The following is a 16,285-nucleotide window of genomic DNA, read 5'->3' as shown; positions in this document are numbered from 1 at the left end:
TCAGTTTCCGCGTCTGGATTCGGTGGCGCCCTGCGTCGAGACGGCCGGCGTCCCCGTGGCAGGATTGAGACCGGTCGGTTCCGGGCTGGTTTCGGTCGCGCTGCCGCCTGCGGTCGGGACAGGGCCCGCCGCGGCGGCTGCGGCCGCCGGATTGGTCACCGGCGAAGTCGCGGTTTCGTCACCCGATGTCGACTGCGGCGCACCCGGCATGGTGCCGCCCTTCGACGCCACCCAGGCGGCGAATTGCGCCCGGGACACCACCTCGACCGCGATGGGCATGTAGGCGTGGCGCGCGCCGCAGAGCTCGAAGCACTGGCCGTAATAGACGCCGGGACGATCGGTCTTGAACCAGGTTTCGTTGAGACGGCCCGGAACGGCATCGATCTTGGCCCAGAACGCCGGAACGCCCCACGAGTGGATCACGTCCGCCGAGGTGACGATCATCTTCACCGTCGCGCCGACCGGAACGACCATGCGCTCGTCGACCGCCAGCAGGCGCGGCTCGCCGCGCTTCTTGGCGTCCTCGTCCTTGAGGACGTTGGAAACGATCTCGAAGTCGCCATTGTCCGGGTAGGTGTAGGTCCAATACCATTGGTTGCCGGTCGCCTTGATCGTCAGATCGGCCTTGGGCGGCGAATATTGGTGGGCGAGCAGCCGGATCGAGGGCACCGCGATCGCCACCAGGATCAGCACCGGCACCAGGGTCCAGGCAATTTCCAGCACCGTATTGTGGGTCGTCCGAGACGGCACCGGATTGGCGCTGCGGCGGAAACGCACCATCACATAGATGAGCAGCGCCAGCACGAACACCGAGATGGCCGTGATCAGCGGCAGCAGGATATTGTTGTGGAAGCTCGAAGCCTCCTCGCCGATCGGAGTCACTTGCGGCTGGAAGCCGAGCGCGCCGGTCGGCTGGCCGACGGTCGCGTTCGGCAGGGTGCGCGTGACCGAGCTGCTCAGGACCGACGCGTTGGACGGCTCCTCGCTGCCGGTGTTGGCGAGGCTGATCTCGGCCGGCTGCGCGGGCGCGGCCTGCGAATTGGCACTGATCGCATCGGTGGGCTGCTGGGCAGGCGTCGTCGCAGCCGCAGCGGGGGCAGCCGCCGGCGCGGGCGCCGCCGCCTGGGCGAAGGCGCTTGCCGGGGCCATGCCGAAGGCGGCGGCGACGGCGAAAAGCTTGAGCGAAGTCTTCATCTAAACCCCTTGGACCCTCCGAGCGGAGCGGGACGGATTCGACGCCGGAGCGCGCGAATTGCGGCGGCTTATAGGCAGGGACGCAAGCGGTCTCAAGGCTCTTGGCGCGGGTTGATGAACCGAAGAGCGGGGCCTATCAGGCGGACAGCCAACGAAAAAGCGCGGGAGCCGATGACGCAGGACGAGATATTGGAGGAGTTCCGCGCCGCGGACGCCTTGCTCGAGGGCCATTTCATCCTCTCCTCCGGGCTGCACAGCCCGCGCTACCTGCAATGCGCGAGGGTGCTGATGGATCCGGCGCGCGCGTCGCGCCTCGCCTCGGCGCTGGCGCGAAGCCTGCCGATCGAGATCAAGTCGCAGATCTCGATGGTGGTGTCGCCGGCGATGGGTGGCGTGATCATCGGCCACGAAATGGGCCGATCGCTCGGCCTGGAAGCGGTGTTCGTCGAGCGTCCGACCGGTACGTTCGAGCTGCGGCGCGGCTTCCGCCTGAAGCCCGGCCAGAAGGTGCTGCTGGTCGAGGACGTCGTCACCACCGGATTGAGCTCGCGTGAGGCGATGAAGGCGGTCGAAGCCGCGGGCGGCCAGGTGGTCGCCGCGGCCTCGCTGGTCGACCGCTCCAACGGCCTCGCCGATCTCGGCGTGCCCTTCTTCCCGCTGATCCGCATCGACGTGCCGAGCTACGAGCCGGGTGCGGTGCCGCCGGAGCTGGCGGCGATCCCCGTCGAGAAGCCCGGGAGCCGCAAGGCAGCGTGAGCGGTCTGCTTCGCCTCGGGGTCAATATCGACCATGTCGCGACGATTCGGAACGCGCGCGGCGGCGATCATCCCGATCCGGTGCGCGCCGCCTTCGCTGCGGCGGCGGCCGGCGCCGACGGCATCACCGCCCACCTTCGTGAGGACCGGCGGCACATCCGCGACGAGGATATCAGCGCGCTGATGCGTCACCTGGAGGTGCCGCTGAACCTGGAGATGGCGGCGACCGAGGAGATGCTCGAGATCGCGCTGCGACACCGGCCGCATGCCGCCTGCATCGTTCCCGAGAAGCGGGAAGAGCGCACCACCGAGGGCGGGCTCGATGCCGCCGGCCAGTTCGATCATCTCGCGCCGATCGTCGCGCGTCTCTCCGACGCCGGAATCCGCGTCAGCCTGTTCATCGAGCCCGACGCGCGCCAGATCGACGCCGCGATCCGCCTGAAGGCGCCAGTCGTCGAATTCCACACCGGCCGCTACGCCCACCTCGAAGGCGAGGACTGCGCGATCGAGTTGCGCCGAATCGCCGACGCCGCCGCGCTCGCGTCCAAGAACGGGATCGAGCCGCATGCCGGCCACGGCCTCACCTTCGACAATGTCGTGCCGGTCGCCGCGATTCCGCAGATTCGGGAGCTCAACATCGGCCACTTCCTCATCGGCGAGGCGATCTTCATCGGCCTCGGCGAAAGTGTCACCCGGATGCGCACCCTGATGGAAGAGGCACGGGGGTGACCATACGCATCGCCCGGCATCCCCCTCTCCCCTATCTTTCTCCCGCGAGCGGAGAGGGAGAATATGATGTGGGTGGCCGGTCGTGAGCTTCATCATCGGCATCGGCTCCGATCTCTGCAACATCGAGCGGATCCAGAATTCGCTCGATCGCTTCGGCGACCGCTTCACCAACCGCGTGTTCACCGAGGCGGAGCGGCGCAAGGCGGAAGGCCGCCCGTTCACCAAGGCGGGCACCTACGCCAAGAGGTTCGCCGCCAAGGAGGCCTTCTCCAAGGCGGTCGGTACCGGCTTCAAGCGCGGGGTGTTCATGCGCGATATAGGTGTGGTGAACCAACCTTCCGGCGCGCCGACGCTCGAGCTGACCGGCGGCGCGAAAGCGAGGCTTGACGCAATGACACCCGAAGGCCACTTCGCACAGATCCATTTGACGATGACGGACGATCATCCGTTCGCCCAGGCTTTCGTCATCATTACCGCCAGCCCGATTCCGAGGAGCGAAGGGTGAGCAGCAGCGACCCCGCATTTGCCATGACCGACGAGAGAAAGCCGACGACAGTCGAGGCCCCTGCCGCCGCCGTGATCCCCGCCAAGAAGGAGGGAACCGACTGGTGGGGCGAAGTGAAGGCTATCTTCTGGCTCGTGCTCGCCGTGCTCGCCATCCACAGCTTCATCGCCAAGCCCTTCTACATCCCGTCGGAATCGATGATGCCGGGCCTGCTCAAGGGCGACCGGCTGGTGGTCACCAAATATCCGTATGGCTGGTCGTGGGTGTCGCCGAGCTTCCACATCCTGCCGCAGATGCAGGGCCGGCTGTTCGGGCGGATGCCGACCCCGGGCGACGTCGTCATCCTGACTCCGCCGGGCGAGACCTCCGACTACATCAAGCGTGTGATCGCCGTCCCCGGCGACACGGTCGAAATGGTCGCCGGGCAACTGTACATCAACGGCAAGGCGGTGAAGCGGGAGCGCCGTCCCGCGGTGCGCGTGCCCGTCGACGAGAACGTGCCCTGCGTGTTCGGCCAGGCCCAGGATTTCCGGGTCCAGGGCGAGGACGGCAAGCTTTATTGCGAGCTGCCGGTGGTCCGCGAGACGCTGGCCAACGGCCGCTCGTTCGACACCGTCGATCTCGAATATAATGCGATGGTCGACGACGTCCCCAAGATCACCATTCCCGCGGACCATGTCTGGGTGATGGGCGACAATCGCGACAAGTCCGCCGACAGCCGCGTGCCCGCCGCCGAGCAGGGTCTTGGCGGGCCCGTGCCATGGGAGAATATCGGCGGCCGAGCCGAATTCATCACCTTCTCGCTCGACGGCACCACCCAATATCTGAACCCGGTCAGCTGGTTCACCGCCTTTCGCGGCGGCCGCGCCGGCACCTCGCTTCGTCCCGCCGAAGGCAGCGCACGTTGAGCGACGAGCCCGGGCCTCATGTCGAGCAACCGGGTCCGACGGAGCTTCGCGATCCGATCATTCGGGAGGAGCTGAAACGGGCCAGCGTCTGGTTCGGCATGGGCCTGGCGATCCTGGCGGTCATCTTCCTCGCCCAGCCGCTGCTCCTGATCTTCGCCGGTATCGTGCTCGCCTCGATGCTCGACGGCGGCACGCGGCTGCTCGGGCGGGTGCTGCCGATCGGCCGCGGCTGGCGGCTCACCATCGTTACGCTGGCGGGCGTCGGGTTCATCGTCTGGACCTTCTACTTTGCCGGAAGCTCTCTCGTCGGCGAGGCCGAACGCCTGCGTGAGGTGATCACCTTCCAGGCCAACAAGATCCTCGGCTGGGGCAATTCGCTCGGCCTGATGCAGGGCGGCGCGAAGATCGACCAGCTGAGCGGCCAGCTCATGGGATCTCTGGGCCGGCTCGGCTCGGCGGTGAGCAGCGCGCTCGGCGCGGTCACCAGCTTCGTCATGATCCTCGTCATCGGCATCTTCTTCGCGGTCGAACCGCGGCTCTATCAGCGGGGCTTCGCCTGGATGCTCCCGCTGCGCTCCCGCGACAGCTTCTACACGACTGCCGAGACGATGGGCTTCACTCTGCGCCGGCTGATGGCCGGACGCCTGGTCGGCATGGCGGTGGAAGGTTTCGGCACCTGGCTGCTGCTGATGCTCGGGGGCGTGCCGATGGCGGCCTTGCTCGGCATCCTCACCGGCCTGCTCGCCTTCATTCCCAACATTGGCGCGATCGTATCGGGCGTGCTGATCGTGCTTGCCGGCTTCAGCGTCTCGACCAACACCGGATTGTGGGCGATCGCAGTCTACTTCATCGTGCAGACGGTCGATGGCTATCTGATCGTGCCCTACGTCGCCCGCAAGACCGTCGACCTCGCGCCCGCTCTCGTGCTCGGCGCACAGCTGCTCTTCGGTGCCCTGTTCGGCCTGATGGGCCTCGCGCTCGCCGACCCGATCATCGCGATGATCAAGGTGGCGCTGGAGCGGCAGTCGAAAGAGAATCAGGGGCAGCCCGCCAAGCGTCCGTGAGAGCGGTGCGGAGCTGCGGGTTCAGCGCGGCACCAGCTGCACCAGCGTTCTCCGCTCCACTCCTTCCCGTCGTAAGAAGCGAAGGGTTTCGACAAGCTCAACCCGAACGGAGTTCAGTTGGAAGAGCGTACCGGACACGTCATGCCCTAAATCGGCCTTCCGCCGGCGATCGCAGCCTGATCTCAGCGCGGACCACGATCGACGCGGCGTCCATCGCCCCTGCGCGACCGGCGCGAGCGAGAGGGAGCGCCGCGGGAGGGCGCCCCCGAGCCGATTACTGGCCGCCGCCGGGGCCGCCCGGGATGCCCTCGGGCCCGGGAGCGCCCGGAGCGCCACCCTGCATCTGCTGCATCTGCTGTTGCATCATCATCTGGCGGACTGTTGCTTCCGGCAGGAATTCTAGCAGCTCCACATCGAACTCGAGCGTCGAGTTTGCCGGAATCGAACCCTGCGCTTCGGCGCCGTAGCCAAGCTCGGGCGGGATCCGGAACTGGTATTTGGCGCCCTTCCGCATCAGCTTGAGGCCCTCTGTGAAGCCCTTGACGAGCGCGCCGTCGGCGAGTGGCATCGGCGTCGGCTGGCGGCCTTCATTGCTGTCGAACACGGTGCCGTCGGGCAGCCGACCGGTATAGGTGACCAACGCAATGTCGGTGGCCGTCGGGCTCGCGCCCTCGCCTTCCTCGATGACCCGGTACTGGAGACCCGAGGCCGTCTTCTGCAGGACCTGGTGCGCCGTTCCCGCCCATGCGACGCCGGCGGCGAGCAGCGAGAGCAGGATCAGTCCGAGCCAGAGCTTCAGGACCGAGCCCTTCCTGATCGGGCGGAGCGGAACGGCGGTGACGGACATGGAAGATCCCCGAAAATGAAGAAGGGCGGCGGTGGAAGGTCGCCATGCCACTGCACGACGGAGCGCTGCGCTGCAGCCCTCACCTACCCACTATCGCCGCCCTCGATCTTGGCAAGCCTGCTTCGGTCAGCCCGGACACGGCCGGGCCAACCGACTTGGCGCCAGTCGACTTAACGAACGCCGTCGCGCTCGGCGCGCTTGCGCTCGAGCTTGCGCGCCCGGCGGATCGCGGCGGCGCGTTCACGCGCACGCTTCTCGGACGGCTTCTCGTAGTGACGACGCAGCTTCATCTCGCGATAGACGCCTTCACGCTGCAGCTTCTTCTTGAGGGCGCGCAGCGCCTGGTCGACATTGTTGTCGCGAACGAGGATTTGCATAAGCGGTCGTCACTCTCCGTTAAATGGGTCAAGGCGGCGGCCCCGTACGACTCGCCTCCGAAAAAGCCATCAAAGCAATAAATAAGGTTCGCCACAGGACATATCCTGCGCCGCACGGGCCGCCCGTTACCAGCCACACCATCGGAATTCAAGCTTCGAATCCGCAGCCAAGCCCTTGATAAGGGAGTCGGATCGCCCGCCGCAACCCCGGCTCAGAGATCAAGATCCTCGAATCGGGCGACGCCCTTGCTCAGCCGCGCCTCCAGTGCGACGCCGAGATCGGCGCTGACCAGCGCGCCGGCATTCCACATCGCGACATGGCGCAGCCCCTCCTCGACGGTGCGGCCGCGGCTGTAATTCAGGCTCATCTTGGCGCCGGCGACTGCCAGCGGCGATTTCGCCGCGATGGTTCGCGCCATGTCGAGCGCAGCCGCGAGCAGCGATTCGCGCGATTCGAGGATCCGGTTGACGAGGCCCAGGCGCTCCGCCTCCTGCGCATCCATTCGCCGGCCGGTATAAGCGAGTTCGCGAACCATCCCCTGCGAAATCAGATGGGTGAGCCGCTGCAGGGTGCCGAGATCGGCCGTGATCGCGACGTCGACCTCCGCGATCTGGAAGTAAGCGTCGCTGGAGGCCAGCCGGATGTCGCAGGCGCTGGCAAGATCGACGCCGGCACCGATGCAGCCGCCTTGGATCGCCGCGATCACCGGCGGCCGTGCCGTCTCGAGCGCAGTGAACGCGTCCTGCAGCCGCTGAATATGGCGAAGGCGCGATTCGGTGCCACGGCCGTGGTCGCCGCCATAGGCGAACTGCCCCATCGCATAGTGAAGATCGATTCCGGACGTGAAGTGACGCCCCTCCCCCGAGAGGACGATGGCGCGCACCGTCGGATCGCTGCCGAGACGCTCGAACGTCTCGCCGATCGCGGCGAACATCGCGCCGTCCATCGCATTCATCCTGTCGCCGCGCGCGAGCATGACGTGGGCGACCCCGCCGTCCCGCTCGATCGCGATCCTTTCGCTTTCCATGGCCCGCTTTCTCCCGTTAAGACCCTGTCATGACGCGCTTCACCGTGAACGGCCAGCCCATCGAATATCGGCTGGATCCGGAAACGCCCTTGCTCTGGGCGCTGCGTGACGCCTCCAACCTCACCGGCACCAAATATGGCTGCGGCACCGGGCAGTGCGGCGCCTGCACGGTTCACGTCGATGGGCGCGCGGTGCGCAGCTGTCAGATACCGATCCGGCGCCTGGAGGGCAGCTTCGTCACCACCATCGAGGCCCTGTCCCCCGATCGTTCTCATCCGATCCAGCAGGCCTGGGTCGCCGAATCCGTGCCGCAATGCGGCTTCTGCCAGCCGGGGATGATCATGGCGGCAGCGGCCTTGCTGGAGCAGAGCGCCGCGCCGACCGATGCGGAGATCGATGCGGCGATCACCAATATCTGCCCGTGCGGCACCTTCCCGCGGGTGCGCGAGGCGATCCGGCGCGCAGGCCGTGTGCGCGGCGGCGAGGAGACGATATCGGCCGCACCGCCGCCCGGAATCGACCCCAAGGACGCGGCGCGCCAGGTTCCGGCGCTCGATCCCGGAGCAAGCGCGAAGCCGGACCGATGATGCTCGGACGGGGATTGCTTTCGATTCGTTGTCGAACCGGTTCACCCGCTGCTCATCGACTCTGGTGCACAACTCGTCATTATCGCGAGGCGGCTTCTCGCCGCGCGAAGACAGGAGTGTTCGATGCGTAAGGCATTGATCGGTTTGGTAATGTCGGCGACGGTGCTTACTCCCGTGGCCGCAGAAGCGCAGAACAGCCGGGCCGAGCGCGCCCAGCAACGGTACGAGCGGCTTGGCGAGCGCAATCAGGCGCGGGTCGAGCAGCGCCAGCAAAGGGAGGCCGTGCGCGAGCAGCGTCAGGCCGTCCGGCAGGAGCGTCAAAGCGTTCGTCAGGAGCGGCCGCAGCGGATCGAGGCACCGGCGCCGGCGCCGGTGCAGAGCGCCCAGGGCGTGGAACAGCGTTCGGCCGGCAATTGGCGGAGCGGCGATCGCCAGCGCAGTGGCGGCGACCGGAACTCCGGACGTGAGGCCTATCGCCAGCGCGTTCAGGAGACCCGCGAAGCCTCGCAGCGCAGCGCCGAGGGCCTCGATCCGCGCTACCAGCGTCAGGCCGTGCGGAATCAGCAGCGCTACGAGGAGCGCCTGCGCGATCAGCGGCGCGACGATCGGCGTGACCGGCGTGACGATCGCCGCGACTGGCGTGGTGATCGGCGCGACGACCGTCAGGATTACCGGCAGGCGCGGCGCTGGGATCGCCAGTGGCGCAACGATCGCCGCTACGACTGGCAGAATTATCGCTATGCCCACCGCGATCTCTACCGCGGCGGCCGCTATTATTCGCCCTACCGCAACCACAGCTACAGCCGACTTTCGATCGGCTTCGTGCTGGGTTCGGGCTTCTACGGCGACCAATATTGGCTGAACGATCCCTGGCAATACCGCCTGCCGGCAGCCTATCCGGGTACGCGATGGGTGCGCTATTATGACGACGTCCTGCTGGTCGACACCTATACCGGCGAGGTCATCGACGTGATCTACGACTTCTTCTGGTAACAGGCGGGTCGACAGGCCGATGCGCAAGAGCCCGGGGCGGAAACGCTCCGGGCTTTTTGCTTGCCAGCGCCGGGCGCCGAAAGCATGAAAAGCGCCTTGTTCGGAGGGTCTTTCGTCGATGCGCTTCCTTGTTCTCGCGGCCAGTCTCCTGGTCGCGGCGCCGGCTGCAGCCGAAACCATCGTCATCCATGCCGGCCGGCTGATCGCGGATCCGTCCCGTCCCGCGGCCGGCCCCTCCACGATCATTGTCACCGATGGCCGGATTACCTCGATCGCCGCCGGCCTGACACCGCCTCCGGCGGGCGCAAGGCTGATCGATCTGTCCGGCAAGACGTTGCTCCCCGGCCTGATCGACACCCATGTCCACCTCTCGGGTGAGCCCGGCTCCGATTATCGTGACGAGGCGGTCAACAGCGACGAATTCGCCACCCTGATCGGGGCCAAGAACGCGCGAATCACTGCGCGTGCCGGCTTCACCACGGTGCGCGACCTCGGCTCGCCGCCGCTGGTCGGCTTCGCGCTGCGCCGCGCGACGGCGGACGGCGACATTCCGGGGCCTCGCATTCTTTCGTCCGGGCCGGCCGTCTCGATCATCGGCGGGCATGGCGACGTGTCCGGCTTCCGCCCCGAGGTCGTCGCGGTTCTCGGCGGCGACAACACCTGCACGGGCCCGGAGCAATGCGCGGCGCGAGTCCGCGAATTCTCCCGCGCCGGCGCCGATCTGATCAAGATCACCGCCACCGGCGGCGTCCTGTCGCAGCAGGCCCGGGGCCTCGGCCAGCATTTCACCGATGCCGAGATGAAGGCGATCGTCGACACTGCCCACGGCCTCGGCCTCAACGTCGCGGCCCACGCCCACAGCGCCCGCGGCATCGAGGCCGCCGCCCGCGCGGGCGTCGATTCGATCGAGCACGGCACCTTTGCCGATGCCAAGGCGATCCAGGCGATGAAGGCGAGCGGATCGACTTTGGTGCCGACCTTGATGGCGTTCACCGGCATTCGTGAGCGGCTCGGCAAGGGGGTGTTCACCCCGGCGGTGGAGACCAAGGTGCGGATGACGCTCAGCGAGGTCGGCAAGGCCGCGCGTGCCGCCCGCGCGGCCGGCGTTCCGGTGGTCTTCGGCACCGATGCCGCGGTGTTCGAACATGGCCGCAACGCCCAGGAATTCGCATTGCTCGTCGAACAGGCCGGGATGAGCCCGGCGGAGGCGATCGCTTCCGCAACCACCGGCGCAGCCCGGTTGCTCGACATGGAGAATGAAATCGGCCGGATCGCTCCGGGCTATTCGGCGGACATCATCGCGGTCGGCGGCGATCCGCTGCGCGACGTGCGCGCGCTCGAGACGGTGGATTTCGTGATGGTGAGGGGACGGACGGTCGAATGAACAATGTCGTGAGTGATCCCTACGCGCTCTATCGGATGCAGATCGGGGCGTGGGTGAAGGAGCGGATGAAGCGGACTCCGAACGTCCTGCAGATCCCGGCCAAGGGTCTCGACATCTTCGTCGCGCGCGATCTGCTGACACGCGACGAATGCGAGCAGGTGATGGCGCTGATCGACAAGGACCGGGTCCCCTCCGGCCTGCTGTCGCCGAGCGGCGACCCTGAATTCCGCACCAGCGAGAGCTGCCACCTGCGGATGACGGACCGGGTCAACATCGTGGTTCAGGACAAGATCAACCACCTCACCGGTATCCAGCCGGCCCACGGCGAGACCATTCAGGGCCAGCGTTACGCCCCGGGCCAGCAGTTCAAGCCGCATAACGACTATTTTCATCCTAACACCGATTATTGGGAATCGATGCAGCGCAGCGGCGGCCAGCGCACCTGGACGGCGATGGTCTTCCTCAACGACGTCGAGGCCGGCGGCCAGACCTGGTTCCCCGACGCCAATGTCCGCGTCACCCCGCGCCAGGGCAATCTGCTGCTCTGGAACAACATGGACGAATACGGCCAGCCCAATCCTTATTCCCTGCACAGCGGCATGCCGGTCGAGGCGGGCGTCAAATATGTGATCACCAAATGGTACCGCGAACGGCCGTGGACTCCGGTGCCCGCCTGAGCAGGATCCCAAGAAGCGCTGGCGGTGCCGATGAGGTTGAACAGCCCGCACGTTTGTACCGATGAACCGGGCGGCGATTCGGGCCACCGACGAACTTGCGCGGATGCTGCCGTCCAGACGGCGGCTGGTTACCGGGATCGATGCTAGACGACCGACCAGCAGAGGCGGAACGGGCATGTTGCTGCCGTCAACCTGCAGGCTTCAGGACGGCATCGCCACCCGGAAGCTGATGTCCGGGGCATCGCGCATCCGGAGGAACAGCGCCCCGCCTTGCGGCCGCGCGATCGGGAGGCTGGTTCCGGTATAACCGGGCGGCACCAGTGCGGCGGCCGAGAAGCCGGCGTCGGCCGAGACGGAGTGGATCAGGTAGAGCTCCGACCCGGATATCGTGCAGGTGGGTTCGTCCCCCACGCAGGCAAGGCCTTGGAGCACGGGCAGACGAACCAGCGTGACGAGCGGCTGCCATTCCCCGGCGACGCCGTCCTGCAAGACGCGGTAGCGGAGCGGCCCGTAGGCGGCCGGGCCGAGCGTCTCCGCCTTGAACCGGGCGACGAGGGTCGTGGCGTCGACGAGCGTCACGCCCGCGCCTGGCTTGAGGGTCGCCGGAGCGAGGTTCGCTGCCGCGACCTCGATGACTTCGCCGCCCGTGAAGCGCGTGTCCGCCTGCGCCTTGATCGAGAAGGTAAGCACAGCGTTCTCTGCCAGCGCCTGATCGCCGACGTGCTGCATCGTCAGCGCGCCTGCCGACGTGCCGAGTTCGATCGTTTTGCCGGCGAGGATCGCCGATGGGCGCGCCTTGAGGACTTCGACGCGCGCGGGGACGATCCGCCCGTCCTTCAGCCTGACCTTGCCGGAAGCGGCCGCTGCCCCGGGCTGCGCTGCAGCGCCGGCCGGATCGCGGTCGAGCGTGAGCTCGTCGATGTCCCGCACCCGGCTCAGCGTGCCCGGCCGGAACAGTTGATCCTGCCAATCAAGGCTTTCGACCTGGTCGAGCCTCGTTCCCTTGAGGACGCCGGAGCGGTCGCCGGCATGGATGACGAAGCGCTCGATCCGGCTTGCTTCGGTAAAGGCGGTGACGCTCAGCCGCTGCGCGTCGGAACCGTAGCGCTTGACCCGGAGCTCGATCGGGCCGGGGCGCCCCTTCTCCAGCGACAGCGCGATCGCGAGCGATCCGGGGCCGGTTGCCTTCCACTGGGCAGCCACGGGTGAGCTACCCGCCTGCGCGTAGGAGACCTCTTCGACGCACGCCGAGGTTCCGCCTTCGAGTGCGACCTGGTTGGCGCGTCCGACCACGGGCGAAGCACCGTCCGTCACCCGCCATGCCGCACCCGGCATGGACTGGACATGGAAGACGGGCCCTTCGAGAGGCTCGAAGCCCCAGCGCCCGAGCACGCGCGCCTGGACGATCTGATGCCCGAGCGGCGGCGCGGCGGTGCCCGCGAGGACGAGCCCGCCCTGCCGGGGATCGGCGCGCAGCGGAAAGCGCAGCGTCTCGCCGGCGGCGGTGCGAACGTCGAGGTGCAGATCATGGGCGAAGTCGGTCGCGTAGAGAATCGGCGCGCCCTCGATCGGAAGGGTCAGATTCGGCCGATTGAGGCATGTAATCGCCTGCCCGGCGGCCGGCCTGAAGGCCGGCGGCTCCGGCGGCTCCACCGGCGGCAAGGGCACGACCATCACCGAATGGGGTTTGCGAAACGACGGCGCGGTGTTGAGCAGAAGCCGAAGCCCCTCGTTCCGCCCGAGCGCAAGCGCCGGAATATACTGATATTCCGCCGATCCAAACGCACCGAGCAACCGCGCCACGTCCCGCACGACCCCGATATAGGGGCTGTAATAGCCGGCGCCCGCTTCCGGCGTCGCGCTGACTCGGTAGGCGAGGTCCACCGGAGCGCCGGTCAGGGTCTCCGCCAAGGTCGGCTTGCGGCCGTCATTGAGGATCAGCGCCTCCCGGCTCTGGGTCAGGCACGCCGCCTGCAAAGCGGGCTCACGCTGCAGGCACTCGGCGCTGAGGCGGATCGCGAGGCTGCGCGCGAGGATCGGGGAGATCGTCTCCACGCTCTGCGGGCTGCTCACGTCGGCGGCGTTGACCCCGTCGAGAAACGTCTCGAGACGGGCACGGTCGAGCGACGCCTGGCCGAGATCGCGCGCCGCCCTGACGAAAACGCCGGGGCGGCCCCGTACCGCGCTGACGATCGCGCCGAAACCACCGCCGACCTCCGGCGCCAGCAGCACGATCGCCTGTTTCGCGCCTTCCGGCACGGTCGCGGTCAGAGCGCGCGCCTTGCTGGTCAGGGTCAGGCGCTCGAACCATTTCTTCGGCGGCGGCGATGCCGCATCACGCAGGAAGGCGATCACCAGCAGATGCTTGCCGGACCGGTCGGCGGGGAGCTCCGCCTCGACGTGGATCCGGTCGCCGGCCTGCAGCTGCGGCACCCGGCCGATCGGCAATGTTTCCGTGCCACGAGTCACCGTCGCCCTGAGCTGCGGACCGGCAAGATCGAACGCCCCGGTTTGCGCACGCGCGGAACCCACCCACAGCAGGGCGGCCGAGACTATCAGCAGGATGAACCGTGTGATCATGAACGGGAATCCGCGTGCGGTGGCGGCCTGATGCCCGCACCACTCCGGCTTGGCAAGCATCGCAGCGCCTCAACCACCCTCTCGAGAAGACGCGGCCGGCTGCACGTCGGGCGGGTGCTTCTCGTCATCGGTGATCCCGTCCAGCGCGAGCCCGGCAGTCAGGCCATGGACGATCGTCGACAGAAAGATCGTGAAGGCGATCGTCGCCCAGAGCTGATACTCGTCGACCAGTTTCACGTGGTGGCCGGCATAAGCGAGATAATAGATCGAGCCGATCCCGCGCACGCCGTAGAAGGCGACGACCAGCCGCTCCCGTCCCACAAGGCCGCTGCGCGCCAGGGAAAGCCATCCGGTCGCGGGGCGCACGACGAAGATCAGCAGCGCACCGATCGCCGCATTGGCCGGATCGAAATGCGGCCACAGAACCGGCAGCATTGCCCCGAGCCCGACCAGGAGCACCGCGGTCAGTGCGTGCTCGAGCGATTGCGAGAAATCGTGAAGCCGCCGGTGAAATTCGTGATGGGTCTCGGAGCGCCGCAGGCTGACGCCGGCCACGAACGCGGCGATGAAGCCGTAACCCTCGGCGATTTCGGTGATCCCGTAGGCGAGGAGAACGCCGGCCAATGCGATCACCCCCGATTCCGTCTTGGACAGACTGTTCTCGCGGGGGCAATCGAACAGGATCTTGCCGAGCAGCCAGCCGGTGCCCGCCCCGCTCGCCGCGCCGACGGCGATTCTGTACACTACGTCGACGGCGAACCATTCCGCGATCAGGCCGCCGGTAACCCCGCTTGCCATCGCGACGGCAATGCCGAGGTGGACGAACGGAAAGGCCAGTCCATCGTTGAGACCCGCTTCCGTGGTCAACGTGTAGCGAACCAGGTGCTCGCCGCCCTCCTGGGGCGGCCCGACCTGAACGTCGGAGGCCAGCACGGGATCGGTCGGCGCGAGGATTGCGCCGAGCAGCAGCCCGCCCGCCAGGGTCATGCCCGCCAGCACCCATCCGAACAATGCGATCAGCAGAATGCAGAGCGGCATCGCGATCGCGAGAAGCCGCAGCGTCGGCACCCATTGCGCACGCGCGGCGAGCCGGTCGATCCGCAGCCCGGTACCGAACAGACCGACGATGACGCAGATTTCGCTCGCGACTTCCCACGCGCGCGGCGATTTCACCGGATCCAGCGGCAGCGGCATCCCGGGAACGAGGGTGAACGCCCCGAGACCGGCCAGAATCAGCAGCGCCGACGTCGCAGGCTCCCGTCCAGAGACGAAGCGCGGCAGCCAGAAAGCGAGGATGATGCTGCCGCCCAGGGCTGCGAGGAGGATGTGATACGCTTCGAACCCGAACATCGCCGCGCCCCTTCGTCCGGCGAATGGACCGCTACGTCAGAGGTCACGGAGAGTTATTGATAACTATCGGTCGGCGGCGGCGTTCCGTCGCGATGGCAAGTTAAGCCGCGGCCCCGTGGTGAAACGGCCCGCGGGCTGCAACCGCTATGCCTGTTCGTTCTGGTTGTGCTCGATCGCATCGAGCACTGCTTCCGGCGCGACGTTGCGCTTCAGCTCTTCGACCTCACCACCGCGGCTGACGCCCAGATGATCGGCGATGGCCGCGACCATCTCTACGACTTTCGTGATCTCGTGCTCGGCAAGCAGGCTTATCTGCAGATCGAGCTCGGCACGCCGGTCGGCGATGGCAGCCATGCGATTCTGGCTGATCAGGATGAAGGTGGACAGAAAGATCGCCTCGACCGACGCGATCATCGCCAGCACGACGTAAGTCGCGTCCCAAGGCGTGATGCCCGGTATCCAGCCGCGGTTGGCGATGATCCAGAAGCCGTAGAGGCAGGCGTGGACATAGACGAACCGCATCGTCCCGCTGAACCGGGTGATCGCGCCCGCGATCCGCTCCTCGGCGCTTGCCGTTTTCTCTTCGTCCAAGCGGCGCTTGCGCAACGCTTCGATGTTTCGCTCCAGCGCGCTGTTGAGCGACTGCGGCTCGGGAGGCGGGACTGTTGGACCACCCATGTTCGTGTCTCGGCTCCTCCGGATGATCAGCGACGTGACTCGCCGACGCATGGTCCCGTCGCTTGTTCCCTGTCGCCGACGATGCCGGCCCGGGTGGACCTAAGCGGAGGCCATCACCCGATCGCCCCGGCATAATGGCCGTCGAGATACAGCAGGGGATCGACCTCGTCGCGCGCGACCGCGTCCTCGACCACGCCGATGAAGATGCTGTGGGTGCCGAAGCGGTGGTGGTCGATGCGGCGGCAGACGATCGAGGCCTGGGCATCGAGCAGGCGCGGCGGGCGTTCGCAGTCGACCGTCCAGCCGGAGACGAAGCGCAGGCCGTGCTGACGGCGATCGGCAAACATCTGGGCGATGTCTTCCTGGTCGCGGTGGAGGACATTGACGCAGAAGTGGGAGACGTCCTCCATCGAGCTGTGCATCGCCGCGAAGCGGTTGATGCAGACGAGCAGGCTCGGCGGATCCATAGCCAGCGACGACATCGCAGTGGCGGTGATTCCCATCGGCTCGCCGCCGACGCAGATCGTGATCACGTTCACGGTCGAGGCGACCCGGCGCATCGCCGCGCGGAAGCCGTCGGTAACCTGCGGATCGGTATCGCTCATCGCCGTTCCCATGGCGACTGCCGC

At 67.2% G+C, this 16,285-nt stretch carries 17 protein-coding genes; 9 read left to right on the top strand and 8 right to left on the bottom strand.

All coding sequences use genetic code 11. From position 1 onward, the window contains the following. Window positions 1-1,194, bottom strand: coding sequence for a cytochrome c oxidase subunit II (gene coxB, locus C7I55_RS23450; RefSeq protein ID WP_106515470.1), 1,194 nt, complete (start codon window positions 1,192-1,194; stop codon window positions 1-3). 171 nt (window positions 1,195-1,365) lie between these two features. Between coxB and pyrE the strand changes: the two genes are divergently transcribed. The 5 genes from pyrE to C7I55_RS23425 all read left to right on the top strand — a co-directional run bounded on the left by pyrE (window position 1,366) and on the right by C7I55_RS23425 (window position 5,155). Then, complete coding sequence (gene pyrE / locus C7I55_RS23445; RefSeq protein WP_106515469.1) at window positions 1,366-1,950, top strand: orotate phosphoribosyltransferase; 585 nt, start codon at window positions 1,366-1,368, stop codon at window positions 1,948-1,950. Beyond that, the gene (locus C7I55_RS23440; RefSeq protein ID WP_106515468.1) at window positions 1,947-2,678 is read left to right on the top strand and encodes a pyridoxine 5'-phosphate synthase; all 732 of its coding nucleotides are present in this window, start codon (window positions 1,947-1,949) and stop codon (window positions 2,676-2,678) included. Before pyrE ends, C7I55_RS23440 begins: the two co-directional genes overlap by 4 nt. A gap of 82 nt (window positions 2,679-2,760) precedes the next feature. After that, window positions 2,761-3,183: a holo-ACP synthase gene (acpS, locus tag C7I55_RS23435; RefSeq protein ID WP_233222379.1), complete on the top strand. Its 423-nt coding sequence runs from the start codon at window positions 2,761-2,763 to the stop codon at window positions 3,181-3,183. 23 nt (window positions 3,184-3,206) lie between these two features. Then, a complete protein-coding gene (lepB, locus tag C7I55_RS23430; protein ID WP_106515593.1) occupies window positions 3,207-4,091 on the top strand; it encodes a signal peptidase I in 885 nt (294 codons plus the stop codon). Continuing rightward, window positions 4,088-5,155, top strand: coding sequence for an AI-2E family transporter (locus C7I55_RS23425; protein ID WP_233222377.1), 1,068 nt, complete (start codon window positions 4,088-4,090; stop codon window positions 5,153-5,155). Before lepB ends, C7I55_RS23425 begins: the two co-directional genes overlap by 4 nt. A 274-nt stretch (window positions 5,156-5,429) precedes the next feature. On the opposite strand, the gene C7I55_RS23420 is transcribed toward C7I55_RS23425, so the two are convergent. The 3 genes from C7I55_RS23420 to C7I55_RS23410 form a co-directional block, all read right to left on the bottom strand. Then, on the bottom strand, window positions 5,430-6,002 hold the full coding sequence (locus C7I55_RS23420) for an FKBP-type peptidyl-prolyl cis-trans isomerase (protein ID WP_106515467.1): 573 nt from the start codon (window positions 6,000-6,002) through the stop codon (window positions 5,430-5,432). Between the two features lie 170 nt (window positions 6,003-6,172). Further along, on the bottom strand, window positions 6,173-6,379 hold the full coding sequence (gene rpsU, locus C7I55_RS23415) for a 30S ribosomal protein S21 (RefSeq protein WP_106515466.1): 207 nt from the start codon (window positions 6,377-6,379) through the stop codon (window positions 6,173-6,175). Window positions 6,380-6,591: 212 nt separating this feature from the next. Next, window positions 6,592-7,407 carry a crotonase/enoyl-CoA hydratase family protein gene (locus C7I55_RS23410; protein ID WP_106515465.1) on the bottom strand — a complete coding sequence of 272 codons (816 nt, stop codon included), beginning with the start codon at window positions 7,405-7,407 and terminating at the stop codon, window positions 6,592-6,594. A gap of 29 nt (window positions 7,408-7,436) precedes the next feature. Here C7I55_RS23410 and C7I55_RS23405 point away from each other — a divergent pair, with 29 nt between their 5' ends. From C7I55_RS23405 to C7I55_RS23390, 4 genes are all read left to right on the top strand, one after another. Then, a complete protein-coding gene (locus C7I55_RS23405; RefSeq protein WP_106515464.1) occupies window positions 7,437-7,994 on the top strand; it encodes a (2Fe-2S)-binding protein in 558 nt (185 codons plus the stop codon). 123 nt (window positions 7,995-8,117) lie between these two features. Continuing rightward, entirely contained in the window at window positions 8,118-8,987 is an 870-nt protein-coding gene (locus C7I55_RS23400) for an RcnB family protein (protein ID WP_106515463.1), read from the top strand. Window positions 8,988-9,105: 118 nt separating this feature from the next. Continuing rightward, window positions 9,106-10,371 carry a metal-dependent hydrolase family protein gene (locus C7I55_RS23395; protein ID WP_106515462.1) on the top strand — a complete coding sequence of 422 codons (1,266 nt, stop codon included), beginning with the start codon at window positions 9,106-9,108 and terminating at the stop codon, window positions 10,369-10,371. Next, window positions 10,368-11,048 carry a prolyl hydroxylase family protein gene (locus C7I55_RS23390; RefSeq protein WP_106515461.1) on the top strand — a complete coding sequence of 227 codons (681 nt, stop codon included), beginning with the start codon at window positions 10,368-10,370 and terminating at the stop codon, window positions 11,046-11,048. The genes C7I55_RS23395 and C7I55_RS23390 overlap by 4 nt, the downstream gene beginning before the upstream one ends. A gap of 201 nt (window positions 11,049-11,249) precedes the next feature. On the opposite strand, the gene C7I55_RS23385 is transcribed toward C7I55_RS23390, so the two are convergent. The 4 genes from C7I55_RS23385 to C7I55_RS23370 form a co-directional block, all read right to left on the bottom strand. After that, the gene (locus C7I55_RS23385; RefSeq protein ID WP_146151122.1) at window positions 11,250-13,628 is read right to left on the bottom strand and encodes a hypothetical protein; all 2,379 of its coding nucleotides are present in this window, start codon (window positions 13,626-13,628) and stop codon (window positions 11,250-11,252) included. 69 nt (window positions 13,629-13,697) lie between these two features. Then, the gene (locus C7I55_RS23380; RefSeq protein WP_106515459.1) at window positions 13,698-14,978 is read right to left on the bottom strand and encodes a cation:proton antiporter; all 1,281 of its coding nucleotides are present in this window, start codon (window positions 14,976-14,978) and stop codon (window positions 13,698-13,700) included. A 144-nt stretch (window positions 14,979-15,122) separates the two neighbouring features. Beyond that, window positions 15,123-15,656: a DUF1003 domain-containing protein gene (locus C7I55_RS23375; protein ID WP_106515458.1), complete on the bottom strand. Its 534-nt coding sequence runs from the start codon at window positions 15,654-15,656 to the stop codon at window positions 15,123-15,125. A gap of 113 nt (window positions 15,657-15,769) precedes the next feature. Beyond that, window positions 15,770-16,261, bottom strand: coding sequence for a flavin reductase family protein (locus C7I55_RS23370; RefSeq protein ID WP_158266556.1), 492 nt, complete (start codon window positions 16,259-16,261; stop codon window positions 15,770-15,772). Between the last annotated feature and the right edge of the window lie 24 nt (window positions 16,262-16,285).

It is taken from the genome of Allosphingosinicella deserti (assembly GCF_003012735.1).
Taxonomy (GTDB): domain Bacteria; phylum Pseudomonadota; class Alphaproteobacteria; order Sphingomonadales; family Sphingomonadaceae; genus Allosphingosinicella; species Allosphingosinicella deserti.
The sequence above is the reverse complement of the archived record's forward strand: the minus strand, read 5'-3'. Positions and strand labels throughout refer to the sequence as shown.

Bases quoted from the DNA above. Each gene is read 5' to 3' on its own strand.
- coxB (WP_106515470.1), bottom strand. From the start codon at position 1,194: ATGAAGACTTCGCTCAAGCTTTTCGCCGTCGCCGCCGCCTTCGGCATG.
- pyrE (WP_106515469.1), top strand. From the start codon at position 1,366: ATGACGCAGGACGAGATATTGGAGGAGTTCCGCGCCGCGGACGCCTTG.
- lepB (WP_106515593.1), top strand. From the start codon at position 3,207: ATGACCGACGAGAGAAAGCCGACGACAGTCGAGGCCCCTGCCGCCGCC.
- C7I55_RS23420 (WP_106515467.1), bottom strand. From the start codon at position 6,002: ATGTCCGTCACCGCCGTTCCGCTCCGCCCGATCAGGAAGGGCTCGGTC.
- rpsU (WP_106515466.1), bottom strand. From the start codon at position 6,379: ATGCAAATCCTCGTTCGCGACAACAATGTCGACCAGGCGCTGCGCGCC.
- C7I55_RS23410 (WP_106515465.1), bottom strand. From the start codon at position 7,407: ATGGAAAGCGAAAGGATCGCGATCGAGCGGGACGGCGGGGTCGCCCAC.
- C7I55_RS23405 (WP_106515464.1), top strand. From the start codon at position 7,437: ATGACGCGCTTCACCGTGAACGGCCAGCCCATCGAATATCGGCTGGAT.
- C7I55_RS23400 (WP_106515463.1), top strand. From the start codon at position 8,118: ATGCGTAAGGCATTGATCGGTTTGGTAATGTCGGCGACGGTGCTTACT.
- C7I55_RS23395 (WP_106515462.1), top strand. From the start codon at position 9,106: ATGCGCTTCCTTGTTCTCGCGGCCAGTCTCCTGGTCGCGGCGCCGGCT.
- C7I55_RS23390 (WP_106515461.1), top strand. From the start codon at position 10,368: ATGAACAATGTCGTGAGTGATCCCTACGCGCTCTATCGGATGCAGATC.
- C7I55_RS23385 (WP_146151122.1), bottom strand. From the start codon at position 13,628: ATGATCACACGGTTCATCCTGCTGATAGTCTCGGCCGCCCTGCTGTGG.
- C7I55_RS23380 (WP_106515459.1), bottom strand. From the start codon at position 14,978: ATGTTCGGGTTCGAAGCGTATCACATCCTCCTCGCAGCCCTGGGCGGC.
- C7I55_RS23375 (WP_106515458.1), bottom strand. From the start codon at position 15,656: ATGGGTGGTCCAACAGTCCCGCCTCCCGAGCCGCAGTCGCTCAACAGC.
- C7I55_RS23370 (WP_158266556.1), bottom strand. From the start codon at position 16,261: ATGAGCGATACCGATCCGCAGGTTACCGACGGCTTCCGCGCGGCGATG.